General features: G+C 67.7%; 21 protein-coding genes. 19 read left to right on the top strand and 2 right to left on the bottom strand.

Translation table 11 applies throughout. The features are described 5' to 3' along the window. The first annotated feature begins 48 nt into the window (after positions 1-48). The 8 genes from MC375_RS00780 (at position 49) to MC375_RS00745 (ending at position 8,954) form a co-directional block, all read left to right on the top strand. Positions 49-2,226 carry a bifunctional (p)ppGpp synthetase/guanosine-3',5'-bis(diphosphate) 3'-pyrophosphohydrolase gene (locus MC375_RS00780; RefSeq protein ID WP_242101384.1) on the top strand — a complete coding sequence of 726 codons (2,178 nt, stop codon included), beginning with the start codon at positions 49-51 and terminating at the stop codon, positions 2,224-2,226. Positions 2,227-2,307: 81 nt separating this feature from the next. Continuing rightward, positions 2,308-2,688, top strand: coding sequence for a RidA family protein (locus MC375_RS00775; protein ID WP_242101383.1), 381 nt, complete (start codon positions 2,308-2,310; stop codon positions 2,686-2,688). Positions 2,689-2,825: 137 nt separating this feature from the next. After that, complete coding sequence (gene recG / locus MC375_RS00770; protein WP_242101382.1) at positions 2,826-4,928, top strand: ATP-dependent DNA helicase RecG; 2,103 nt, start codon at positions 2,826-2,828, stop codon at positions 4,926-4,928. Between the two features lie 94 nt (positions 4,929-5,022). Beyond that, entirely contained in the window at positions 5,023-5,958 is a 936-nt protein-coding gene (locus MC375_RS00765) for a nucleoside hydrolase (protein ID WP_242101381.1), read from the top strand. 72 nt (positions 5,959-6,030) lie between these two features. After that, positions 6,031-6,273, top strand: a complete 243-nt coding sequence (locus MC375_RS00760) for a type B 50S ribosomal protein L31 (protein WP_242101380.1) — start codon at positions 6,031-6,033, stop codon at positions 6,271-6,273. Between the two features lie 220 nt (positions 6,274-6,493). Further along, positions 6,494-7,798, top strand: a complete 1,305-nt coding sequence (locus tag MC375_RS00755) for a citrate synthase (RefSeq protein WP_242101379.1) — start codon at positions 6,494-6,496, stop codon at positions 7,796-7,798. Positions 7,799-7,986: 188 nt separating this feature from the next. Beyond that, positions 7,987-8,430 carry a hypothetical protein gene (locus MC375_RS00750; protein WP_242101378.1) on the top strand — a complete coding sequence of 148 codons (444 nt, stop codon included), beginning with the start codon at positions 7,987-7,989 and terminating at the stop codon, positions 8,428-8,430. Between the two features lie 62 nt (positions 8,431-8,492). Next, positions 8,493-8,954 (top strand): hypothetical protein, encoded by a 462-nt coding sequence (locus MC375_RS00745; protein WP_242101377.1) that lies wholly within the window; start codon positions 8,493-8,495, stop codon positions 8,952-8,954. Positions 8,955-8,995: 41 nt separating this feature from the next. On the opposite strand, the gene MC375_RS00740 is transcribed toward MC375_RS00745, so the two are convergent. Together MC375_RS00740 and MC375_RS00735 are read right to left on the bottom strand one after the other, a co-directional pair. After that, a complete protein-coding gene (locus MC375_RS00740; RefSeq protein WP_242101376.1) occupies positions 8,996-9,664 on the bottom strand; it encodes a hypothetical protein in 669 nt (222 codons plus the stop codon). 145 nt (positions 9,665-9,809) lie between these two features. Beyond that, positions 9,810-12,329: a penicillin-binding protein 1A gene (locus tag MC375_RS00735; protein ID WP_242101375.1), complete on the bottom strand. Its 2,520-nt coding sequence runs from the start codon at positions 12,327-12,329 to the stop codon at positions 9,810-9,812. Between the two features lie 214 nt (positions 12,330-12,543). Here MC375_RS00735 and MC375_RS00730 point away from each other — a divergent pair, with 214 nt between their 5' ends. The 11 genes from MC375_RS00730 to MC375_RS00680 all read left to right on the top strand — a co-directional run bounded on the left by MC375_RS00730 (position 12,544) and on the right by MC375_RS00680 (position 24,460). Beyond that, the gene (locus MC375_RS00730) at positions 12,544-13,608 is read left to right on the top strand and encodes a pilus assembly protein PilM (RefSeq protein ID WP_242101374.1); all 1,065 of its coding nucleotides are present in this window, start codon (positions 12,544-12,546) and stop codon (positions 13,606-13,608) included. Beyond that, positions 13,608-14,255 (top strand): PilN domain-containing protein, encoded by a 648-nt coding sequence (locus MC375_RS00725; RefSeq protein ID WP_242166038.1) that lies wholly within the window; start codon positions 13,608-13,610, stop codon positions 14,253-14,255. The genes MC375_RS00730 and MC375_RS00725 overlap by 1 nt, the downstream gene beginning before the upstream one ends. Beyond that, entirely contained in the window at positions 14,252-14,920 is a 669-nt protein-coding gene (gene pilO / locus MC375_RS00720; protein WP_242101373.1) for a type 4a pilus biogenesis protein PilO, read from the top strand. Before MC375_RS00725 ends, pilO begins: the two co-directional genes overlap by 4 nt. Positions 14,921-14,928: 8 nt before the next feature. Further along, a complete protein-coding gene (locus tag MC375_RS00715) occupies positions 14,929-15,465 on the top strand; it encodes a pilus assembly protein PilP (RefSeq protein ID WP_242101372.1) in 537 nt (178 codons plus the stop codon). A 13-nt stretch (positions 15,466-15,478) separates the two neighbouring features. Beyond that, on the top strand, positions 15,479-17,455 hold the full coding sequence (locus MC375_RS00710; protein WP_242101371.1) for a type IV pilus secretin PilQ family protein: 1,977 nt from the start codon (positions 15,479-15,481) through the stop codon (positions 17,453-17,455). Positions 17,456-17,619: 164 nt separating this feature from the next. After that, the gene (locus MC375_RS00705; protein ID WP_242101370.1) at positions 17,620-18,627 is read left to right on the top strand and encodes a MoxR family ATPase; all 1,008 of its coding nucleotides are present in this window, start codon (positions 17,620-17,622) and stop codon (positions 18,625-18,627) included. Positions 18,628-18,636: 9 nt separating this feature from the next. Continuing rightward, entirely contained in the window at positions 18,637-19,542 is a 906-nt protein-coding gene (locus tag MC375_RS00700) for a DUF58 domain-containing protein (RefSeq protein WP_242101369.1), read from the top strand. Positions 19,543-19,570: 28 nt separating this feature from the next. Further along, the gene (locus tag MC375_RS00695; protein WP_242101368.1) at positions 19,571-20,029 is read left to right on the top strand and encodes a DUF4381 domain-containing protein; all 459 of its coding nucleotides are present in this window, start codon (positions 19,571-19,573) and stop codon (positions 20,027-20,029) included. Continuing rightward, positions 20,026-21,048 carry a VWA domain-containing protein gene (locus tag MC375_RS00690; RefSeq protein ID WP_242101367.1) on the top strand — a complete coding sequence of 341 codons (1,023 nt, stop codon included), beginning with the start codon at positions 20,026-20,028 and terminating at the stop codon, positions 21,046-21,048. The genes MC375_RS00695 and MC375_RS00690 overlap by 4 nt, the downstream gene beginning before the upstream one ends. Further along, on the top strand, positions 21,045-22,802 hold the full coding sequence (locus tag MC375_RS00685; RefSeq protein WP_242101366.1) for a VWA domain-containing protein: 1,758 nt from the start codon (positions 21,045-21,047) through the stop codon (positions 22,800-22,802). The genes MC375_RS00690 and MC375_RS00685 overlap by 4 nt, the downstream gene beginning before the upstream one ends. Beyond that, positions 22,802-24,460: a BatD family protein gene (locus tag MC375_RS00680; protein WP_242101365.1), complete on the top strand. Its 1,659-nt coding sequence runs from the start codon at positions 22,802-22,804 to the stop codon at positions 24,458-24,460. Before MC375_RS00685 ends, MC375_RS00680 begins: the two co-directional genes overlap by 1 nt. The last annotated feature ends 6 nt before the right edge of the window (positions 24,461-24,466 follow it).

Here is a 24,466-nt window from a genome sequence, read left to right as displayed (position 1 = left end):
CGCATTCTGGAATTGCCGCGGTCCTTGCGCCCGCGTAGTCTCGGATCCATGTCCCCCGCTGAACCCGCCCTCGCCGACGCCCTGCCGCCCGCGCCGCCAGACGACGCGGTGCCAGACTATGTGCAGTCGCTCGAGCGCGCCGCGAACTATCTCCCCGCCGAACAGATCGCACAGCTGCGCCGGGCCTGGGCGGTCGGGGCCGCGGCGCACGCCGGACAGAGCCGCAGGTCGGGCGAGCCCTACATCACCCACCCGGTGGCTGTGGCGACGGTGCTGGCCGAGCAGCGGGTCGATGTCGAAACCCTGATCGCCGCGATCCTGCACGACACCCTGGAGGACACGCCGCTGTCGCGCGACTCAATCGTCAGCGAGTTCGGCGAGACGGTCGCCGATCTGGTCGACGGCGTCACCAAGCTGGACAAGCTGCAGTTCGCCGACCGCCAGGAAGCGGCCGCCGAGAGCTTCCGCAAGATGCTGCTGGCGATGGCGCGCGACCTGCGCGTGATCCTGATCAAGCTGGCCGACCGCCTGCACAACATGCGCACGCTCAGCGCGCAGACGCCTGAAGCGCGCGAGCGTATCGCGCGCGAAACCCTGGAGATCTACGCACCCATCGCCCAGCGCCTGGGCATGAACCTGTTCAAGGCCGAATTGCAGGATCTGGGTTTCCGCACCCTCAATCCGGTGCGCCACCAGGTGCTGGAGAAACGGATCCGGACCCAGCCGCTGGTGCGGCGCGAATCGCTGGCCAAGATCGAGGCGCAGCTCGCGCAGCGGCTGACGAAGGAAGGGCTCAATTACCGGCTGATGAGCCGGGTGAAATCGCCCTACAGCATCTACAGCAAGATGCGCGGTGAAGGCAAGAGCTTTACCCAAGTGATGGACGTGTTCGGCTTCCGGGTCGTGGTTCCGACCGTGGCCGACTGCTACCACGCGCTAGGGGTGGTGCATGCCGCGTTCAAGCCACTCGATGGCCGCTTCCGCGACTTCATCGCCATCCCCAAGGCCAACGGCTACCAGTCCCTGCACACGGTCCTGTTCGGTCCGTTCGGCTCGCCGATCGAAGTCCAGATCCGCACCGAGGAGATGGACCTGATCGCCGAACGCGGCATCGCCGCGCACTGGAGCTACAAGCACGGCGGCGACAAGCCCAACAGCGCCCAGACCCGCGCGCACTCGTGGATCTCCAACCTGCTCGAATCGCAGCAGGCCACCGGTTCGTCGCTGGAATTCCTGGAGAACGTCAAGGTCGACCTGTTTCCCGACGAGGTCTACCTGTTCACGCCGAAGGGCGACATCCTGGCCCTGCCGCGCAACGCCACCGCTATCGATTTCGCCTACGCGGTGCATACCGATGTGGGCAACCATGCGGTGGCCGCGCGCGTGGACGGCAAGCTGGTTCCGCTGCGCACCAAGCTCGCCAGCGGCCAGCAGGTCTCGATCATCACGGCGCGCGCCTCCGCGCCCAAGCCGCAGTGGCTGGAGTTCGTGGTGTCGGGCAAGGCGCGTACCGCGATCCGGCACCAGCTCAAGCAGCTCGAGCACGAGGACGCGGTGCAGCTGGGCCACCGCATGCTCGACCGCGCGCTGGAGGCGGTGGGCACCTCGCTCGACCGCCTGCCGCCCAAACAGCTGGACGGGTACCTCCACGAACACCGCTACCCGCGCCTGGAGGCGTTGCTGGCCGACATCGCGCTGGGCACGCGCATGCCGGCGCAGGTGGCCCGGGTACTGGTACGCGAAGCCGACGACACTCCGGACCTGCTGGATCCGGCGCGCCACCCCGACGAAAAGATTCTGATCACCGGCAACGAACGCGGTGTGATCAGTTTCGCCCAGTGCTGCCTGCCGATTCCCGGCGACGAGATCATGGGCTTCCACACCGCGGGCAAGGGCATCGTGGTGCACCGCCTGGAATGCCCGAACGTGGCCGATTACCGCAAGTCGCCCGAGCGCTGGGTGCCGATCGGCTGGGATCGCGAGGTGTCGGGCGACTTCCACGCCGCGCTGCGGATCGAAGTGGACAACCGTCCGGGCGTGCTGGCGCAGGTGGCCGCAGCCATCGCCCAGGCCGACGGCAATATCGATGCGGTGGAGTACCTGGAGCGCGACAGCAACGTGTCGGCGATCCGCTTTGGCATTGAGGTCACCGACCGGACGCATCTGGCCGAAGTGATCCGGCGCACGCGCAGGCTCGCGGTGGTCCATGGCGTGCAGCGCCTGTAGCAGCGGCGTCAGTCGCGAGCCTTATCGCAGCGAGGCTAGAATCAAAGCTCGCGGCTGACGCCGCTCCTACAGAAGCAACATATGCCCCGCCAACCCATCCACACTCCGGACGCTCCGGCCGCCATCGGCCCGTACTCGCAGGCCACCCGCGCCGGCAACACCGTGTTCTTCTCCGGCCAGATCGCGCTCGATCCTGCGACCGGCAACCTGGTCGAAGGCGACATCCAGGCACAGGCGCGGCGTGCCTTCGACAACCTGAAGGCGGTCTGCGAGGCCGCGGGCGGGTCGATGGACGACATCGTGCGTGTCGGCCTGTACCTCATCGATCTGGGCGAATTCGCCGCGGTCAACGCGGTGATGGGCGAATACTTCTCGCAGCCGTATCCCGCGCGGTCCACGGTCGAGGTTTCCGCGCTGCCGAAGGGTTCGCTGTTCGAGGTCGACGCGATCATGGTGCTCTAGGGCGCGTTCGACGCATGCGCCTCAGATTGCAAAGGCCATCGCTCCGAGCGCAGGTCCCGCACCGTGCGGCATTGTCCTAGGCCGATCGGCGCCTGGGCACGGTTCCGGTTCCGTCTCGATCCGGTCATGCTTCGCGGATGTCGAAGAGTCCTGGTGGCGCTGCCGTCGACCTGAACCAGCAATCCCTGACCTGCCTGCGCGGGGTCGGCGCCAGCGTCGCGGAGAAACTGGCGGCGCGCGGACTGTCGACGCTGCAGGATCTCTGGTTGCATCTGCCGCGGCAGTACGAGGACCGCACCGCACTGACCCCGATCCGCGCGCTCCAGCCTGGCGTCGCGGCGCAGATCGAGGGCGTGGTGGAGGCGGTGGAACGCGGCTTCCGCTATCGCCCGATGCTGAAGGTCGCGGTCGGCGACGATTCGCAGGCGACGCTGCTGCTGCGCTTCTTTCATTTCCGTGCGCAGCAGGCGGCGCAGTTCGCGCCCGGAACCAGGGTGCGCTGCTACGGTACGCCGCGCGCTGGCCAGCACGGCCTTGAAATTGTGCATCCCAGCTACCGGATCCTCGACCAGGCGGAACATGCGCTGGGCGAGCAACTCGACCCGGTTTATCCGGCGGTTGAAGGCATCGGGCCGGCTACCCTGCGGCGGCTGATCGCGCAGGCACTCGAACGCCTGCCCGACGATGCCGCCCTGGAGCTGTTGCCGCCCGGAACGCTGGGCGAACTCGGCCTGCCATCCCTGCGCGAAGCCCTGCTGGTCATGCATCGACCGCCGCGCGACGCCGATGTCGGCGCGCTGCTGGCCGGGGTGCATCCTGCCCAGCGCCGGCTGGCGATCGAGGAGTTGCTGGCGCACCAGCTCAGCCTGCGTCGCCAGCGCATCGCGCTGCAGCGCCACGGTGCGCCCGTGCTCGATGGCGCGTCCACGCTGGTCGATCGCCTGCAGGCCTCGTTGCCGTTCTCATTGACCGGCGCGCAGCAGCGCGTGTTCGCCCAGATCCGCAGCGATCTCGCACAGCCACGCCCGATGCTGCGCCTGATCCAGGGCGACGTGGGTAGCGGCAAGACCGTGGTCGCGGCGCTGGCGGCGATGCTCGCTGTGGAGCAGGGCAGGCAGGCCGCGCTGATGGCGCCCACCGAACTGCTGGCCGAGCAGCATTTCGGCAATCTGCGGGCCTGGCTCGAACCGCTGGGGATCCGCATGGCCTGGCTGGCGGGCAAGGTCGGGGGCAAGGCGCGCACCCAGGCGCTGGCCGAGATCGGATCGGGCGTTGCGCAGGTCGTGGTCGGCACGCATGCGCTCATGCAGGAAGGCGTGGCGTTCCATAACCTGGCCCTGGCGATCGTCGACGAGCAGCACCGTTTCGGCGTGCACCAGCGTCTGGCGCTGCGCGACAAGGGCGCATTGGGGGACATGGTGCCGCACCAGCTGGTGATGACCGCCACGCCGATCCCGCGCACCCTGGCGATGACGGCGTATGCCGACCTGGATGTTTCGGCGATCGACGAACTGCCACCCGGGCGCACGCCGGTGCGCACCGTGGTGCTCAGCGCGGAGCGACGGCCCGAGCTGATCGAACGCATCCGCAGCGCGTGCGCCGAAGGGCGGCAGGCCTACTGGGTATGCACGATCATCGACGAAAGCGACGAAGTGGTGGCGCAGGCCGCGCAAAGCACGTTCGAAGCGCTGTCGAATGCGCTTCCCGGCCTGCGCGTGGGTTTCGTCCACGGACGGATGAAGGCCGGAGTGAAACAGGCCACGATGCGCGCGTTCAAGGCCGGCGAGCTCGACCTGCTGGTGGCGACCACCGTGATCGAGGTGGGGGTCGATGTGTCCAACGCATCGTTGATGATCATCGAGAACGCCGAGCGTCTGGGGCTGGCGCAACTGCACCAGCTGCGCGGGCGCGTGGGCCGCGGCAGCGCTGCGTCGACCTGCGTGCTGCTGTACCAGGCGCCGCTGTCGGCGCTGGCGCGCCAGCGCCTGGAAACCCTGCGCCAGACCAGCGACGGCTTCGTGATCGCCGAAAAAGACCTGGAGCTGCGCGGTCCCGGCGAACTGCTCGGCACCCGCCAGACCGGGCTGGCGAGCTTCCGCGTGGCCGACCTGGCGCGCGACGCCGCGCTGCTACCGCAGGTGCGCATCCTGGCCGAAAGCCTGATGTCCGAAGCGCCCGAACTCGCCGACCGGATCATCGCGCGCTGGGTGGGAGGCGCCGCGCGGTATGCCTCCGCCTGAGCCACGCAGGCTGGTCGATCCTTGTGCGGCCCGATCGTAGGCTGCGCAAGGCGCTAGGCTGGCCAGATTCCCGTTTGTACATCGCCTAAGAACCATGACCCAGAAGATTCCGCTTCTCATCGATACCGATCCGGGCGTCGACGATGCGCTCGCATTGCTGATGGCATTCGATTCCCCAGCCCACGAGGTCGTGGGCCTGACCATCGCGGCCGGGAACGTCGGGTTGCAGCACACCGTTCGCAATGGCTTGAAACTGTGCGAGGTCGTCGGACGCGGGGACGTGCCGGTGTTTGCCGGCTGCGCCGCGCCGCTGCTGCACGGCGCGCCGGATGCGGCCTACGTGCACGGGCAGGATGGTTTCGGCGATGCCGGCTATGAACCCGCGGCACGCGAAGCGGCAGCCGAGCACGCCGCCCTGGCGATCCTGCGGCTGTCGCACGTCCACGCCGGACGCCTGCTGCTGGTCGCGCTCGGCCCGCTGACCAACCTGGCGCTGGCGCTCAAGCTCGACCCGAGCTTGCCTGAGCGCGTCGGCCGGCTGGTGGTGATGGGCGGCGCGGTCACCGCGCAGGGCAACATCACCCCGGCGGCGGAGTTCAACGTGTATTTCGACCCGGAGGCGGCGCGGATCGTCTTCGACGCCTTCCCCCGGCTGGACCTGTGCGACTGGGAGGCCACGCTGCGCCACGGTCTGGCACATGCCGACGTGGATGCCTGGCTGGCCGCCGGTGGGGAGCGCGCGCACTTTTACGACCGCATCTCGGCGCAAACCCGGCGCTGGTCGGCCGAACGGCGCGGCGAGCGCTGGCATTCCGCCGACGGGCTGGCGATGGCCTTTGCCCTGGACCCGGAAGGCGTGATGGAGGCTGTGGACCGGCCGGTCTCGGTCGAACTCGAGGGTGCCCTGAGCCGCGGCACCACCGTGGTGGACTGGAACCGCCAGCTCGGACGCCCCGACAATGCCCGGATCCTGATGGCCTACGACCAGGGTCGTTTCGAGGCCCGCGTGCGGTCCGCGCTGGCAGACTGAGCCCCAGGGGGCATTGCGCCGGAAAGCGGGCGCGGGCTAAAATAATCGGCTCCCAGTCTTTCCGGTGCCGCCATGAAGGCCGACATCCATCCCCAGTATCGCGAAGTCGTCTTCCAGGACGTCACCTCGGATTTCAGGTTCCTGACCCGCTCGACCCTCTCCAGCAAGGAGACGATCAAGTGGGAGGACGGCAACGAGTATCCGCTGGTCAAGGTCGAAGTCTCTTCGGCATCGCACCCGTTCTATACCGGCCAGAACAAGGTCATGGACACCAGCGGGCGCATCGACAAGTTCAAGCGGCGCTACACCAAGTAACGCGCCTGCACGGTGACACTCGTTGCAGCGACGGCCGCCTTTAAGGCGGCCGTTTGCGTTTCGGGGTCGGTCAGGCGCACGTTCGGCCCATTGAAGCAGCCGCCCGCAGGGACTGTGGGATAATTTGCTGCGTCGCGGCACGACCGCGGTTGCCATCTGCACCAGTCAGTCGGGGGATGCGGGCCAGTCTCGGCAGCTCCGGCACCAACAGGAGCGAGCTGTGTCCGGTTCCAACGCGTCTGTCCCGAACGAAGTCACCCTGATTGCCGGCGCGAAGTCGGTCACCCTGCCGGTACTCAGCGGCACCCTCGGCAACCCGTGCATCGACATCGCGAAGCTGCCGAAGGAAACCGGCTGTTTCACCTACGACAACGGTTTCACCGCCACCGCCGCGTGCAAGTCCGCGATCACCTACATCGACGGCGATGCAGGCGTGCTCATGTACCGCGGCTACCCGATCGACCAGCTGGCCCGGCATTCCAGCTTCCTCGAAGTCGCCTATCTGCTGATGCACGGCGAGTTGCCGGCGAAGGCGCAGTTCGAAAAGTTCGAAAGCGACGTCACCCACCACACGATGATGCACGAGGCGTTCAAGAACTTCCTCGGCGGATTCCGCCACGACGCGCACCCGATGGCGATGCTGGTCGGCATGATCGGCTCGATGGCCAGCTTCTATCACAACGACCTGGATTACGAGGATCGCGAACAGCGCCACCTCGCTGCGATCCGCCTGATCGCCAAGGTGCCGACGATCGCCGCCGCCTGCTATCGCTACTCGATCGGCTGGCCGACCCGCTATCCGCGCAACAACGTCGAATACGTCGAGCGCTTCCTGCACATGATGTTCGAGGTGCCGAGCGAGCCGCTGCAGCTGCCGCCGGTAGCCGCCAAGGCGCTCGACCTGCTGTTCATCCTGCATGCCGACCACGAGCAGAATGCCTCGACCTCGACCGTGCGCCTGGTCGGATCCACCGGAGCCAATCCATACGCCTGCGTCGCCGCCGGTGTGGCCGCGCTGTGGGGCCCCGCGCACGGCGGCGCCAACGAGGCTGTGCTGAAGATGCTGGGCGAGATTGGCCGGCCGGAACAGGTGCAGTCGGCGATCGACAGGGCCAAGGACAGGGAGTCCGGCTTCCGCCTGATGGGCTTCGGTCACCGCGTGTACAAGAACTTCGATCCGCGCGCCAAGATCATCCGCGAGATGACCCACCAGGTGCTCGATGAGCTGGGCATCGACGATCCGATGCTCGAGGTCGCGATGAAGCTTGAGGAGGCTGCGCTCAAGGACGACTACTTCGTGCAGCGCAAGCTGTATCCGAACGTCGACTTCTACAGCGGCATCATCTACAAGGCGCTGAAGATCCCGACCGAGATGTTCACGGTCATGTTCGCCATCGCCCGCACGGCCGGCTGGGTGGCGCACTGGCTCGAGCAGCAGGACGACCCGGAGAACAAGATCGGCCGGCCGCGGCAGATCTACACCGGCGCGGCCGAGCGCGACTACGCTCCGATCGAAGCGCGCTGAGCCCGACGGACAAAACCAGGGGAGCCATGGGGCTCCGCCGCCGGACCTATGTGATTGCCCGGCCCGGATAGCTGTGCTACACAGCGAGTCGTGTGCGCTTCCAAACAAGAGTCAAGACGCTCACGAGACACCTCGACAAGGAAATCGTCGTAGCCCGTACGCACAGACGGGCCGGTTTAGGAAGAACCATGAAAGTGATGCGGATAGTCATGTATGCAGCGATGCTGCTTTTCTGCGCGGGTCACGCAACCGCACAGGGCAGTCGGCGTGCCAATGCGCGAGCCGATGCATGGTTGGGGCGGGACGCCGGCGAGCTTTTGCTCCAGCTTCGTGTGGATGGCGATCGCGTGCAGATCACCGAAAACGATGAATCGGGCGAAACCGCCTACACGTGGAGTACCTGGAATCCAGCATGGACCGAAGAAGTGGTCACGGCCGTCGATACCAGGCCGATCGGCGCCACGGCCGGTGGCGGCTTGTTGCTGGGGCAGACGGTCTATACCGAGGATGTGCATCACGCTGCTACCCATCGCTGCGATGTCACGTTCTTCGCGGACTCCGATGGAGTCATCAGAAGGTGGGAATACACCGGTAATCGCTGCACCTGGGATATCCAGAAACCCAAAGACTAGACTCCCACCGCAGCTCAATCTCGATCCATATCCAAAGAACAGGGAGGTTCCAAGGTTCCACCATGAAGACGTATTGGATTTTCGCGTTCACCCTGGCCGCGATGCTGATGATCAATGGTCAGGCCGATGCAGCTAGCGGTCGAGCAGGAACGATTGTCGATCTGCAGCCGATCGAGAATCGAGGCGACGATGAATCTGGCAAGACCAAGAAGGGAAGGATGATCGGAGGAAAGCTCGGAAGCGTTCTGGGTGGGCTTGTCGGGTCCCGAATGGTGGGTTCGGATAACAAGGTCGTCAGCGTCGCAGGCGGATCGACGATGTCGGGAGGTGAGGCTATCGGAAGTGAACTTGCTGCGAAGGCAGTGGGTCCGGGCGCGACCACGCGATTCATGGTCAAGGTGAAGCTCGACACCGGGAAGACGCTCACCGTGACGCAGTTCAGCCAACAGATCGAGGGGCTCAAAATCGGCAGTCGGGTCCGCGTGGAGGGCAAGGGAGACGATGCCTTGATCTTTGCGGAATAGCGCCGGAGGTCCGGGTTCAGGAGCCACCCAGGGGTGGATCGCTAGCGATCACGCGCGCCCGGTGTGGTGCCGCAGGTATCGCTGAGCAGCAGAAGGTCGCGTAGCTGATGTGCCGACGCCCGCCGCATCGGCCGCTCATCGACATTCGACAATGGCGCCTGGCGTAGGGCGTCGGCGGGCAACACGGTCAGGTCGAAGGTCAGATCTTCGGCACCGAACAACCATACGTCCGCGTCCACGCTGCGTGTGCGGTCCAGCCGGAGGCGACGGGTGCGCGCCTCTGCAGGAATGCCGTGGTCTTCGAGGAATCGGGGCACGGCCTTGGCGTCGTCGGTGTACAGATGCAGCGACACTGCGGAATTGGCATCGGCGGTGCCATCGAGGACAGGTCCGACCAGGCGCGGGTCGAAGCTGTCCAGGAATTCGAGCGCCCGCAACGCCGCTTCGCGACGCTGACGCAGGCCCTCGGCCTGAATGTCTCCCTGGAACAGCCGTTGATACTCGCGCAGCGCATCCTCGATCTCGCGGTTGCGCGGCAGCGACGCATCGTCGTGGATGCCGAGCCGCGCGGCGGCCTTGAGTTTGGCCTGGTGGTAGTCGCGGATGCCGCCTTCGGCCATCAGCCGGGCCGCTTCGTGGGCCAGGCGATGCCGGCGTTCGCGGGTGCGGGTCAGGGCGTGCTGGTGCGCGTGCTGGCGAGCGTGAGGCATGACGCGTCTCCGTTCGGACCCGCCCCGACTCTAACCGATGCGCCGGAACAACGCTCGTGACGATGCCGACGGATGGGCAGGCCTGGCACGGTCGGCGGTCTGCGTGTCCGGCGCGCTGCACCCGACGCAGGTTGCCCGCCAAGCACTAGAAGATGTCGAAGGACTCCTCCGCCGGAACCTGATCCTCCGGGCCGTAGTCGACATAGGTTTCCATGCGTTCCAGGTCCTCGGCCTTCACCCATTCGACGATGCCACCGCCATTGCTGGACTCGATAAGCTGGCCTCCGGCGCCCACCGTGACCTTGACCATTCCCTCGGGCGGGTCGTTTGCCGCGAGTGGCTGGTCCTTGAGCGCCACGCGCATATAGTCGATCCAGATCGGCAATGCGGCCTTGCCGCCGTACTCACGGTAACCGAGCGACTTGAAGTCGTCGCGGCCGACCCACACGGTGGTCACATAAGGGCCGCCGAAGCCGGAGAACCAGGCGTCGCGGTGGTCGTTGGTGGAGCCGGTCTTGCCGCCCACGTCCTCGCGGCCGAGCACCTTGGCCGCGGTACCAGTGCCGCGCTGTACGACGTCGCGCATCATCGAGACCAGCTGGTAGGCCACGCGTGCGTCGATGGCCCGCGGCGCGATCACGGTGCCGGGCGGCAACGCGGTCGGCTTCTTCACGTCGGCGGCCTTGGCCGCTGCCTTGTCCTTCGCCCGCTCGTCGGCCTCGGGACGCGGGGCGCCGGCTGGGCTCAGATCGAAACCGGCGACCTCGTTGGACACCCGCACCGGCTTGCCGGCGCGGCCGATCCCGCAGGTGTGGCACGCAGTGGCCGGCTTCTCCTTGAAGATTTCCTGGCCGTTGCGGTCGGTGACCCGGTCGATGAACCAGGGAGTTACCCGATAGCCGCCATTGGGAAACGTCGCATAACCGCCGGCGACCATGATCGGTGGCAACGAAGCGGTGCCCAGCGACATCGACAGATTCGGTGGCAGCAGCGCCTCGTCCAGGCCGAAATGGCTGATGTAGCGCCGTGCGTATTCCACGCCGATCGCGTCGAGCAGGCGCACCGACACCAGGTTGCGCGACTGCACCAGCGCCTCGCGGATCCGCATCGGTCCGGCGAAGTTGCCACTGTCGTTCTGCGGCCTCCACATGTGCCCGCGACGGTCCTGGAACACCACAGGTGCGTCGAGCACGATCGAGGCCGGGTTGAAACCCTTCTCGAACGCCGCGGCATACAGGAACGGCTTGAACGAAGACCCCGGCTGGCGCCGCGCCTGGGTGGCGCGGTTGAACTTGTTGCCGGCGAAGCTGAAGCCGCCGACCAGGGCGCGGAGCGCGCCGGTGTCGTAGTCCAGCGACACCAGGGTCGCCTGTCCGCGAGGCAGCTGGTCCACGCGCCAGCGCGGTCCTCCGCCTGGTGCGACATTGCCCTCGGCATCCTTGGGAGGCTCGATGCGCTTGACCCGGGCCAGGTCGCCACGCTTGTACAGGGCGGCAGGGTTGCGGCCGGGCCAGGGACTGGTGCTGGACGCATCCAGGCGCAGCTCGCTGCCATCGGGAAGCACTACATCGGCCGTGCCATTGCCAGTCCGCAGCACGATCGCGGGCAACAGCCCGCCCTGGGCGGGGATGCCGCGCAGGCGTGCGGCGGCCGTGGCCGCATCCTCGTCTTCTCCCAGCTCGAAGTGCTGCTCCACCGGACGCCAGCCGTGGCGGTGGTCGTAGGTCGCCAACCCGCTGCGGACCGCCGCATCGGCCGCTGCCTGCAGTACCGGATCGATCGTCGTGGTGACGTGGTAACCCTTGGTCAGGACGTCGCCACCGAACCGCGCGATCATTTCCTGGCGCACCATTTCGGCCACGTACGGCGCATAGACCTCCACCGGGCGCTCGTGCGGGGTGGCGTGCATCTCCACAGCCTGCGCGGCACGTTCGGTTGCCGCGTCGATGAAGCGCAACTCGCGCATGCGGGTGAGCACATAGTCGCGGCGTTCGCGCGCACGCTCCGGGTTGCTGAGCGGATTGCCGCTGGAAGGGAACTTCGGGATCGCGGCGAGCGAAGCGATCTCGTCCAGGCTCAGCTCGTCGAGCGATTTGCCGTAATAGAACTCGGATGCGGCGGCGACGCCGTAGGCGCGATTGCCGAAGAAGCTCTTGTTGAGGTACAGCTCCAGGATCTCGTCCTTGCTCAGTTCGCGTTCCATGCGCACCGCCAGCAGCATCTCCGACAGCTTGCGCGTATAGCTGTATTCGGAACTGAGGAAGAACTGGCGCGCCACCTGCTGGGTGATGGTCGAACCGCCGGGGACGCGCTTGTCGTCGGTCGTGGCCAGCAGCCAGATCGCACGGCCGACGCCCTTGTAGTCCACGCCGTGGTGCTTGTAGAAGCGTGCGTCCTCGATCGCGATGAAGGCGTGCTTGACCTGTTCGGGAACCTTGCTGATGTCGACCGGGTAGCGCCTGGTCTCGCCGAACATGGCCATCAGCCGTCCGTCGTTCGCATAGACGTAGAGCGGCTCCTGCAGCTCGACGTTGCGCAGGCTGGATACGTCCGGCAGCTTGGAGGAGACGACCCAGTACAGGACGCCCAGGCCGAGCGCACCGACCAGAACGGCACCAAGCGAGCCCAGCAGGACCCAGCGGAGCAGGCGGCGTAAACGGGACATCGAGACCGGTGGCGGCTTGAACGAAGGACGGCGAGTATAGAGGAGGCGTCGGCGCGGACCTTCGACCGGAAGCAGTGCCGGAGCGCGTTTGGGGGGCTCGGGGTGTGACGTTGGCGACGGTTTCGCAGTTGCCAGTTGCCAGCGCGTGAAAAGTCCGTTATTTAATGCGACGGGGAACGATGTGCGCGTAAGCGCCCGTCACAAGGGGAGAATCGTGGGACTGATCACAAAAAGCCAGGCACCCCTGGTCGGGGTCGACATCAGTTCGACCGCAGTCAAGCTGCTGCAGCTTTCCCGGGCCGGATCGGGCGTGGGCTACCGCGTGGAGCATTACGCCGTGGAGCCGCTGCCGCCCAATGCGGTGGTCGAGAAGAACATCGTGGAGGTCGAGGCGGTGGGCGATGCGATCCGCCGCGCCCTGGCCCGCTCCGGCAGCCGCGCCAAGTTCGCCGCCGCCGCGGTCGCCGGTTCGGCGGTGATCACCCGGGTCATTCCGATGGCCGCCGACCTGGACGAGGACGACCTCGAATCCCAGATCGAGCTGGAGGCGGTGAACTACGTGCCGTATCCGATCGAGGAAGTGAACCTCGACTTCGAGGTGCTCGGGCCGATGCCCGGCAACCCCGAAATGGTGCAGGTGCTGCTGGCCGCCTCGCGCGCGGAGAACGTCGAAATGCGCGCTTCGGCCCTTGAGCTCGGCGGGCTGACGGCCCGGGTCATGGACGTGGAGGCCTTCGCCGTCGAAAACGCGTTCGCCCTGCTGTCCGACGGCCTGAACCTGCGCCGCGACGGCCTCGCCGCGCTGGTGGACATCGGCGCGACCATGACCACGCTCAACATCCTGCGCAACGGTCGCAGCCTGTACAGCCGCGAACAGGTGTTCGGCGGCAAGCAGCTGACCGACGAGGTCATGCGTCGATACGGCTTGAGCTACGAGGAAGCCGGTCTGGCCAAGCGCCAGGGCGGGTTGCCCGAGAGCTACGAGGTCGAGGTGCTCGAGCCGTTCAAGGAGGCACTGGTCCAGCAGATCAGCCGCCTGCTCCAGTTCTTCTACGCCGGCAGCGAGTTCAACCGGGTCGACCAGGTGGTGCTGGCCGGTGGCTGTGCGTCGATTCCGGGCGTGGCCGAAATGGTGGAAGAGCAGCTGGGGGTGCCCACCACGGTGGCCAACCCGCTGGCGCACATGACCCTGGGCCCGCGCGTGCAGGCGCATGCGCTGGCCCAGGACGCTCCCGCGCTGATGATCGCCTGTGGTCTGGCCTTGAGGAGCTTCGACTGATGGCACGCATCAATCTGCTTCCCTGGCGCGCCGAGCGGCGCAAACAGCGGCAGAAGGACTTCCTCACCATGCTTGGGGCTTCGGCCCTGGGTGCGGCGCTGGTCGCCTTCCTGATCGTCAACTACTACAGCCGCCAGATCAGCGGCCAGAACGAACGCAACCAGTACCTGCAGCAGAAGATCGCCGAGGTACAGAAGCAGATCGACGAGATCGCTGCACTCGACGAGAAAAAGGCCAAGCTGCTCAAGCGCAAGGAAATCATCGAGGACCTGCAGTCCGACCGTTCGCAGATGGTGCATCTGTTCGATTCGCTGGTGCGGACGATTCCCGACGGCGTGGTCCTCACCTCGGTCAAGCAGGAGGGCGACAAGCTCTCGCTCGAGGGCCGCAGCCAGTCCAACGCGCGGGTGAGTACCTATATGCGCAGCCTGGAAGGCGCAGGCTGGATGACCAAGCCCGAGTTGTCGATCATCGAGGCCAAGGAAGGCGATCCGGGCCTGCCCTTCGTCTTCAGCCTGAGCGTCACGCTCGCCAATCCCAATGCGCCCAAGGACGCTGACGGCGACGGTGTGCCCGATGACGAGCAGGCGCCGGCGGTGCCGGATGCCACCACGCCGGCACCGGCCACAGCAGGAGCCGCGTCATGAGTCAGCGCAAGATGTCGCTGAAGGAACTGGACTTCAACAACACCGGGGCCTGGCCGCGGGAGTGGAAGATCGGTTTCTGCGTGCTGCTGGGCGTGCTGATCATCGGCCTGACCTGGTGGCTGTTCGTGCGCGACAAGCGCGCCGAACTCGAAGCTCTGGTGCGCACGGAGACCGAACTGCGCGGCGAGTACGAAACCAAGCGCGGTCGCGCATCCAACCTCGAGCCGCTCAAGCAGCAGCTTGCGCAGATGGAGCAGCAGCTCCAGCAGATGCTGCGGCAGCTGCCGAGCAAGACCGAGATGCCCGATCTGATCGTGGACATCTCGCAGACGGCGCTGGCGACGGGCCTGGCCAACGAGCTGTTCCAGCCGGGCACCGAGACACCGAAGGAGTTCTACGCCGAGAAGCCGATCGCGCTGCGGATGGTGGGTACCTACCACCAGTTCGGCGCGTTCGTCAGCGGTGTGGCTTCGCTGCCTCGGGTGGTGATCCTGACCATGCACGACATCGCGCTGCGGCCGCGTGCGCCCAACGCGACAATCACCGCCAACAGCCAGGCGCTGGAGCTGGCCGGTACGGTCAAGACCTATCGATATCTGGACGAGGAAGAAGCGGCCCAGCAGGCTGCGGCGCAACCGGCGACGCCGGCACAGGGGGCGCAATGAGCATGTCGATGTCGTCTGCGCTGCGTCTCGCCCTCGCGCTCGTCGGGCTGGTTGCGGTGGCCGGATGTGGCCGTAGCGTGACCAGTTCTTCGGACGTGGCCGACAAGGAGAGCAACCTCGAGGCCTGGGTGGCGGAAGTGGACAAGCGTCCGCCGCCACCGCTCGATCCCTTGCCGGTGATGCAGCAGTTCGAATCCTTCGAATACGCCGCGCAAGGGCTGCGCGATCCCTTCAGTCGTGCTTTCCGCGATGTGGGCGGCAGCGGCCCGCGTCCCGATGCCAACCGGCCCAAGCAGGAGCTCGAAAACTTCCCGCTCGACAGTCTGGACATGGTGGGTACCATCGGCAGCGGCCGGGGACTCACGGCGCTGATCAAGGCGCCGGACAAGATGACGTACAAGGTGCGGCCCGGTAGCTATCTGGGTCAGAACGACGGACGCGTGACCAGCGTGAGCGAGGATCGGGTCGACCTGGTCGAGCTGGTAACCGATGGGGCGGGCGGCTGGCTGGAACGGCCGGCGTCGATTGCGCTCGAAGACCAATGATTAGGGGACAGGCATGATGACCGTGAAGACCAACCTGCGTGCGAGCCTGACTGGCGTGGCCTTGGGCCTGATTGCCGCCAGCAGCGCGCTGCACGCGACGCCGGCGCCTGTCGTGGCCACCATGGGCCAGGTCGCACCCGCTGCCGGGCTCGACCCGGCCAAGCAGTCGCCGGGCGCGGTGGCCGTGTCCGGGATCGACTTCAAGCGCGGCGATGGGGGCGCGGGGCGCCTGATCCTGCGCTTCAGCGGCGATGGCGCGATGCCGGACATGCGCACCCAGGGTTCGCAGGTGATGATCGATGTCGGCAACGCACAGCTGCCGGCGAACCTGCAGAAACCGCTCAACGTCACCGACTTCGCCACGCCGGTGCAGCGCATCGACGCCAACCGCAGCGGCAGCGGCACCCAGATCGTGTTGAGCACGACCGGCCCGTTCGAATCGATGGCCTATCAGACCGGGCGCGATTACGTCGTCGAGATCGTGCCGCGCGCCGCGAACGTGCCTGCGCGCGCCGTGGGCTCGGCCGCGGCCGGCGTGGCCGCGACAGGACAGGTCGGCGTGGTGCCGCAGGTCTATACCGGCAAGCGTCTGACCTTCAACTTCCAGGACGTGTCCGTGCGCTCGGTGCTGCAGATCATCGCCGACGAAGCCAACCTCAACATCGTCGCCGCCGACACGGTGCAGGGCAATGTGACCCTGCGCTTGCTGGACGTGCCGTGGGACCAGGCGCTGGACATCGTGCTGCAGGCCAAGGGCCTGGACAAGCGCCGCAGCGGCAACGTGGTCTGGGTAGCTCCGCAGGCCGAGATCGCCAAGTACGAACAAGACATCCAGATGGCGCGCATCAATCTGGACAACGGCGCCGAGCTGATCACCGAATACATCCCGCTGAGCTACTCCAGCGCCGAGGACATTGCCAAGCTGCTGACTGACGAAAGCAAGAACAGCACGGGCGGCGGCGGTGGAGGGGGCGTCGCAGGCGGCCAGGGCGGCCTTAACCAGCGCGGCTTCCTGTCGCCGCGTGGCAGCCTCAGCTTCGATCGCCGCACCAACACCCTGCTGGTCATCGACATCCCCAAGCGGGTCCAGGACATCAAGAACATCGTCGCCGTGCTGGACAAGCCGGTGGATCAGGTGGTGATCGAGGCGCGGATCGTGATCGCCAACGAGTCGTTCGCGCGCGAGCTGGGGGCTAAGTTCGGATTGAGCGGGCGCAAGGATGATGTTCTTTTCAGCGGCAATCTCGCCAGCAACTCGCAGATGCTCGCCGGGCAGGACGCACTGGATGTCGCGTATGCGGAGGCACTCCGTGCCTGGCTGAACGAACCGGAGGCCACGCGCGGTCAACCTCCGATCCGCAAATCCCAGCGGCCCGTGCGGGGCCTCAACGTCAACCTCCCGTCCTCGCTCTCCAACGCCGGCTCGCTGGCGCTCTCGATCCTTAATGCGGGTTACATGCTGGACATCGAGCTTTCCGCACTGCAGACCGAAGGCCGCGGCGAAGTAATTTCCAATCCGCGCATCGTGACCAGCAACCAGAAGGAAGCCGTGATCCGCCAGGGTGAGGAAGTCGGTTACCTGACCATCACGGGCAGCGGCACCGGCGCAAGCCAAGTCCCGCAGGTTCAGTTCAAGGAAGCCCTGCTGGAGCTCCGGGTGACGCCCACGATCACCAACGACGGCCGCGTCTTCCTGAACATGAACGTCAAGAAAGATGAAGTCGCCGGCTTCGTCGACACCGGGTTCGGTGAAGTCCCGTCCATCGCCAAGCGCGAAGTCAATACTGCGATCCTGGTCGAGGACGGGCAGACCGTCGTGGTCGGCGGCGTGTACGAATTCAAGAGCCAGTCCGATCTATCGAAGGTGCCGTTCCTCGGAGATATCCCAATCCTCGGGAATCTGTTCAAGAAGCGCGGTCGCTCCAAGGACAAGGCTGAGCTGCTGATCTTCGTCACGCCGAAGGTGCTGCGGGTCGCCCAGCGGCTCTGAGGGGGCTGCTGTTAGAACTACGCAAACGGGCCGGAAACGGCCCGTTTGCTTTTGCAGCATCGGAGCATGCTGACGTCTCCCGTGCACGGCACTGGAACCCTTGTGCCTCCGCCGGGTCAAAATGGCCCCGACGGGCCTTGCCGTCGCCTCGAGACCGCCACCCCATGGATAGCCGTAGCGACGAGCTTTCGACCGGTACCAATGCGCGCCTGCACGACGCGTTCATCCGGCTCCGAGAGGACCTGTCGTCTGAGATCGTGGGCCAATCCGCGCTGATCGAGCGGCTGTTGATCGCGCTGCTGGCCGACGGCCACCTGCTGGTGGAAGGTGCACCCGGGCTGGCCAAGACGAGCGCGATCCGGGCGCTGGCGGCGCGGCTGGAGGCCGATTTCGCGCGCGTGCAGTTCACCCCCGACCTGTTGCCGGCGGACCTGACCGGGACCGAGGTCTGGCGCCCGCAGGACGGACGTTTCGAATTCCAGCCCGGCCCGATCTTCCACCCGGTCCTGCTGGCCGACGAGATCAATCGCGCGCCAGCTAAGGTGCAGTCCGCCCTGCTCGAGGCCATGGGCGAACGCCAGGTCACCGTCGGCCGGCATACCTACCCCCTGCCGCAGCTGTTCCTGGTGATGGCGACGCAGAACCCGATCGAGCAGGAAGGCACATTCCCTCTGCCCGAGGCGCAGCTGGACCGGTTCCTGATGTATGTACGCATCGGCTACCCCGAGGTCGAAGCCGAAACCGAAATTTTGCGCCTGGCCCGCAATCGCGCGCGCGCCGCGATGCACGCATCCGGCGAACCGCCGGAGCGGCTGCCGCTCGCAGACGTGTTTGCCGCACGCGAGGCGGTGCTGGATCTGCACGTCGCGCCGGCGCTGGAGCGCTATCTGGTGGAGTTGGTACTCGCTTCGCGCGATGCCGGCCGCTACGACGCCGACCTGGCGCGGCGCATCGCCTGGGGCGCCAGTCCGCGCGGTTCGATCGCGCTGGAACGCTGCGCGCGCGCGCGGGCCTGGCTCGCCGGTCGCGATTTCGTCACTCCGGACGACGTGCGCGCCGTCGCGCCGGACGTGCTGCGCCATCGCGTGCTGCCCAGCTACGAAGCCACGGCCGAAGGCTGGGATGGCGAGCGCCTGGTCGCCGAACTGGTCAAGCAGGTACCGCTGCCATGAACGCCCGTCATGGTTGACGGCGTCGTGCCGACGTTGGCCGAACTGGTCGCATTGCGCGGTGCGGCGCAAGGGCGCCGGCCGCCGAGACGCGGTCGTCACGGCACCAGCGGACACGCACTTTCGCCGCTGCGCGGACGCGGCATGGAATACGCCGAGTCACGCGAGTACGCGCAGGGCGACGATGCCCGTCATATCGACTGGCGCCTGACCGCGCGTAGCGGCAAGCCGCATACCAAGCTGTTCCAGGCCGAGCGCGAGCGTCTGACCCTGGTGGTCGCCGACACCGCGCTGGCGCTGTATTTCGGCACCCGCACCCGATTCAAGTCGGTGCAGGCGGCCCGCGCCGGCGCGGTCGCCGTGTGGGCGTCCGTGCGCGACGGCGATCGGGTCGCGGCGCTGCGCGGTTCGCTGAAGGAAGCGCCGGTGCCGCCCGCGGCGGGTCCGCGCGGCGCGTTGCGGGTGCTCGATGCGCTGACCCGATGGTATGCCGCCGCGCCGGAGGAAGACGCCGGGCTCGGTGTCGCCCTGGATCATGCCAGGCGCCTGCTGCGCCCGGGTTCACGCCTGGTGGTACTGGCCGATCCGGCCAGCATTGCGGCGCTGCCGGCCGAGCGCTGGCCGGCGCTCACGATGCACAACGAGGTGATCGTGCTGCTGATCACCGACCCGCTGGAGCAGCGACCGCCGCAGGCGAGCCTCCCGTTCGTCTCCGGCGGCCGTGGTGTCGAGTCGCATCGCGTGCAGCTGGACCTGGCCGTGTCGGGGCAGCACCAGCGCTGGCGGCAGGAGTTCGTGGCCCCGGTGGAAGCCGCGCTGGCGCAGCTGCCCGCGCGCGGCGTGCGCGTGCAGATGCTGTCCACGGACGCCCCCAGCGAGTCCTGGCTGCCCCTGCTCGGCCGCGCGCGGGCGGCATGAACCAGGCAGGATGACCCAGGACGCGACGATGCAGACGGACGGACTCGTACTGCGCGACATCCATGCCGCAAGCGCGCCGTCTTGGTGGCCGCCGGCGCCGGGCTGGTGGCTGCTGCTCGCGGTCGTGGCCGCCGCCGCGGCGATCCTGCTGGTATTGCGCCTGCGTCGACGCAGACGCGAACGCGCGATCGCCAGGCTGTTCGATGATGCGCTGGCCCAGGCCGACTCGCCCACCGCCCAGATTGCCGCCATGTCCGAACTGCTGCGGCGCGCCGCACGCCGTCGCGATCCCAATGCCGACACGTTGCTAGGAGAAGACTGGCTGCATTTCCTCGATGCGGGTTTGAAGCAGCCGGTGTTTGCCACCGAGACGGGGGCCGTACTGGTCGAAGGTGCGTTCCGTCGCGACGTGTCCGAAGCCGATGTCGCTGGCCTGCGAACGATTGCGCGCACGCGTTTCCTGCAGTGGATGGGCGCCGGGCGATGACCAGCTGGCTGGCGCAATGGCTTCCGCAGGATTTCGACGGCTTCGCCTGGCCATGGCTGCTGCTGGCGCTGCCGGTGCCGTGGCTGCTGCGCAGGCTCCTGCCGCCGGTAGCCGATGCGTCGGCGGCGGCGCTGAAGGTTCCATTCGGCAAACGTCTCGATGGCATCGCCGGTCGCGCGGGCCCGGCGCGCGCGCGCGGGGTCGGCCTGCTCGCATGGCTGGCCTGGGGGTTGCTGTGCATCGCTGCGGCGCGGCCGCAGCTGCTCGGGCCGATGCTGCAGCCACCGCAGGCGGGGCGCGACCTGATGCTGGCGGTCGACCTGTCCGGCAGCATGGGCGAGGAAGACATGCAGCTGGGCAGTGACGTGGTCGATCGGCTGACCGCGGCCAAGGCGGTGCTGGCCGATTTTCTCGATCGCCGCGCCGGCGACCGCGTCGGGCTGATCGTGTTCGGCCAGCGTGCCTTCGTCCTCGCGCCGCTCACCCTGGATCGCGACACCGTGCGCCAGCAGCTCCAGGACAGCGTGGTGGGCCTGGCCGGGCGCGAGACGGCGATCGGCGACGCCATTGCCCTGGCGACCAAGCGCCTGCGCGCGCTGCCTTCGGGCCAGCGCGTCCTGGTGTTGCTGACCGACGGCGTCAACACCGCCGGCGCGCTGGAACCGCAGAAGGCCGCGGAGCTGGCGCGCGACGAAGGCGTGCGCATCCACACCATCGCTTTCGGCGGCTATGGCGCAGGCCTGAACGTATTCGGCGTGCCGTTGCGCATGCCCGGCGGCGACGACATGACCGACGAAGCCGGCCTGAAGCGCATTGCCGATATCACCGGCGGGCGCGCCTTCCGTGCGCGCGATACCGATGAGCTGGTCGGCATCTATGCCGAGATCGACCGGCTCGAGCCGGTGGAGCGTCCGGGCCAGAGCGTGCGCCCGCGCATCGAGCGCTACGCCTGGCCGCTGGGGGCATCGCTTGCGCTGGGATTGCTTGCGGCGGCCTGGCCACGGCGGAGGCTGGCATGAGCGCCCTGGGCATCGACGGTCTCCACTTCCTGCGCCCGCTGTGGTTGCTGGGCCTGCTGGCTTTGCCGCTGCTGGCCTGGGGCTGGCAGTCGCGGCGCGGTAAGCAGAGCGTGTGGCGCGAGGCGGTGGATCCGCATCTGCTGTCGCACCTGCTCGAGGCCCGCGTCTCCACGCAGGCACGCACCGGCCGCTGGCTGGCCCTGCTCGGGCTGGCGCTGGCCTGTATCGCGATGGCGGGACCGAGCTGGCGCCGCGTGGAGCAGCCCCTGTGGCAGACGCGTGCGCCGCTGGTGGTAGCGCTCGATCTGTCCAGCGCGACCCTGGCCGGCGATCTGCCCCCTTCGCGCCTGGCGCAGGCGCGCGCCAAGATCGCGCAGCTGCTCAAGGACCGGCAGGGCGGCCAGGTGGCGCTGGTGGCCTATGCCGAAGATGCGTACGCCGTGGCGCCGCTGACCGACGACGTGGCCAATATCGCGCTGTTCCTGGACGCGCTGGATCCGGACGTGATGCCCGAGGACGGCAGCCGTGCAGGCCGCGCGATCGCGTGGTCGCAGCGATTGCTGCGCCAGGCCGGGTTCGACCGCGGCGACATCCTGCTGCTGACCGGCGAAACCGATGCCGATGCGCGGGATTCGGCCGCCCAGGCAGCCACGGCGGGCTATCGCGTATCCGTGCTGGGTATGGGCAGCGCCGCTGGCGCGGCCTTCCGCAGGCCCGACGGCAGCATCGGCCAGGCGCGGCTGGATCCGCGTTCGCTGCAGGCGGTTGCCCGCGCCGGCGGGGGTCGCTACCAGGTATTAACGGCCGGTTCCGGCGACCTGGACGCGCTCGGCGTGCTGGATCCGGTGCAGGCCGGTGCGCGCTCGGCGCAGGGCGAGAAGCAGGCGACCTGGTTGGACGAAGGCTACTGGCTGCTGCCGCCACTCCTGTTGCTGGCGGCGCTGGCGTTCCGGCGCGGTGGGGTTCTGGCGGTCTTCGCGCTATGCCTGTGCCTGCCTGTGCCGCCGGTGCATGCTGAGGACGACGCGTCGAATCGCTCCAGCCTGTGGCGGCGCCCGGACCAGCAGGCCTACGCGCGGATGCAACAGGGCCAGCAGGCGTATCGCAAGCAAGATTTCGCCGCTGCCGCCCGCGCGTTTGCGGACGTGGACAACCCCGATGGCGCCTACAACCTCGGCAACGCGCTCGCCAGGCAGGGCCGGTACGAAGAAGCCATCGCCGCATACGACCGCGCGTTGGCAGGGCGGCCGGGCATGGAGGATGCCCTAGCGAACCGCAAGGCGGTCGAAGCGGCAATGAAGCGCAAGCCCCCGCAAGGCGCGAACAAGAACCAGCCGAATCCGCGGCAATCGCAACCGGGGCAGTCGCAGGCGCGCCCCGGCTCGCAGGGCGATCCTGGCGAGGGCGGGCAGGACGCGCAGCAGGCGCGCAAGCCGCCGCAGCAGGACAGCCAGCAGGAAGGCAAGGCAGACACGGGCTCGCCGGCAGAGCCGCCGACGCAGGATCCGGCCCAGCAGCGTGCCGCCGATGCGGCCCAGCGCCAGCGCATGCAGCGCGCGCTGGAACAGCAGAGGCAGACCAACAGCGGCCAGGACGTAAAAGGAAAGCCGGACCGCGCCGAACAGGCTGCGCAGCGAGAGCGCGGTATCGCCAACGAAGCCTGGCTGCGCCGCGTGCCCGACGATCCGGGCGCGCTGTTGCGCGCCAAGTTCCAGCTGGAATACGAGCGCCGCCAGGCGCGAGGTGAGGACTGATGGCGCGTCGTTTGCTGCGTTGTGCGTTGCTGGCCCTATGGTTGCTGTCGAGCCCCGCGTTCGCCGAAGTGCGCGCCTGGCTCGACCGCGATCGCATCGGTGCGGGCGAGACGGCCACGCTCAACATCGAAACCGACCAGGCCACGGCGGCGACCCCCGATTATTCGCCGCTGTATCCGGATTTCGAGGTGACCGGCAACACCAGCAGCCGACGGGTCGAAATCGTGAACGGCGCCAGCCGCAGTCGCGTGCTGTTCGCCGTCGCGCTGCGGCCATTGCGCGGAGGGGTCATTGGCATCCCTGCGCTGGCGGTGGGTGGCGAACGCACCCAGCCGCTGCAGCTGCGCGTTTCGGCGGCCGCGCCCGCGCCGGCGCGCGCGGGCGGCACCGTGTTCATCGAGTCGCAGGCCGATGCGGATTCGCCGTACGTGCAACAGGCCGTCGGCTACACCGTGCGCCTGTACTACGCGACTTCGCTGATTTCCGGCCAGCTCGACCAGGATGCCCCACAAGGCGCCACGCTGCAGCGGGTAGGCGATGACCTGCAATTCCAGCGCGAGGTCGCCGGCAAGCGCTATACCGTCGTCGAACGACGCTACCTGCTGATTCCCGAACGCAGCGGTGCGCTCGCAATTCCCGGTGCGCGCTTCCGGGGGGTCGGCGTGGGCGGGTTCTTCGACGACCTGTTTGGCGATGGCCGCCGCGACCTCGACGCACGCGGCGCGCCACGCACGCTGCAGGTGCGGCCGATGCCGGCGAACGCGCCGCAGCCGTGGCTGCCGTTGCGCGGGCTCGAGCTGCAATATCTCTCCACGCCACAGGCCGCTCGTGCGGGCGAAGCGGTGAGCATCTCGGTGGAAGCGCGCGTGGACGGCGCCAGCGCCACCCAGCTGCCCGAGTTGCAGCTGGGCAGCGTCGCCGGCGCGCAGGTCTTTGCCGATCCCCCGCAGATCGCCGAGTCGTTCGAACAGGGTCGTCCGCAAGTGCGCGTGGTGCGCAAGTTCTCGGTGGTGCCGTCACGCGCGGGCCCGTTGCGCGTGCCCGGCCCGCGGATGGACTGGTGGGACGTGCAGGCCGGAGTCCTACGCACGGCGTCGCTGCCGGACGCGAGCTTCGACGTCGCGCCTGGGACGAACGCTCAGGCTGCGGATGTCACGGCAGCGCCGGCAACGGAGCATCCGCGCCAGCGCTGGATCGAGGTGCCGTTCGTACAGGGCGCGGTGCATGCCTGGGCGCTGGCCACGGTGGTGTTCGCATTGCTATGGCTGGCGACGCTGTGGTGGGGCCTGCATCGGCGGACGCACGCCACGACGGCTGAGCAGGCAAGCGACCCGGCGCCCGCCGCAGCGGCCAGCACACACACACGCACGGTCGACCTCAAACAGGCGCTTGCGGGCGGCGATCTAGGCGCCGTGGCCGAGGCACTGCGCGCCTCCGCGACGCCAGCAGCCCCCGATCTGGATGATGTTTGCGACCGGCTCGAGGATCGTGCACAGGTGGCCGCCGTGCGTGCGTTGCAGCAGGCGCGCTGGGGCAACGGCGATCCGGATGCTGCGCTGTCGCAGTTGCGCCATGCTTTCAAGCGTGCGCCCGCATGGCGCAGGGTGGGGAAGCGCGCCGCACCGCTGCTGGCGCCGCTGTATCCGGGTCGCGATTGACGGTTG

The sequence above is a fragment of the Lysobacter sp. M2-1 genome (genome assembly GCF_022662495.1).
Classification (GTDB): domain Bacteria; phylum Pseudomonadota; class Gammaproteobacteria; order Xanthomonadales; family Xanthomonadaceae; genus JAKPBU01.
This window is presented reverse-complemented; position numbering and strand designations above follow the sequence as displayed.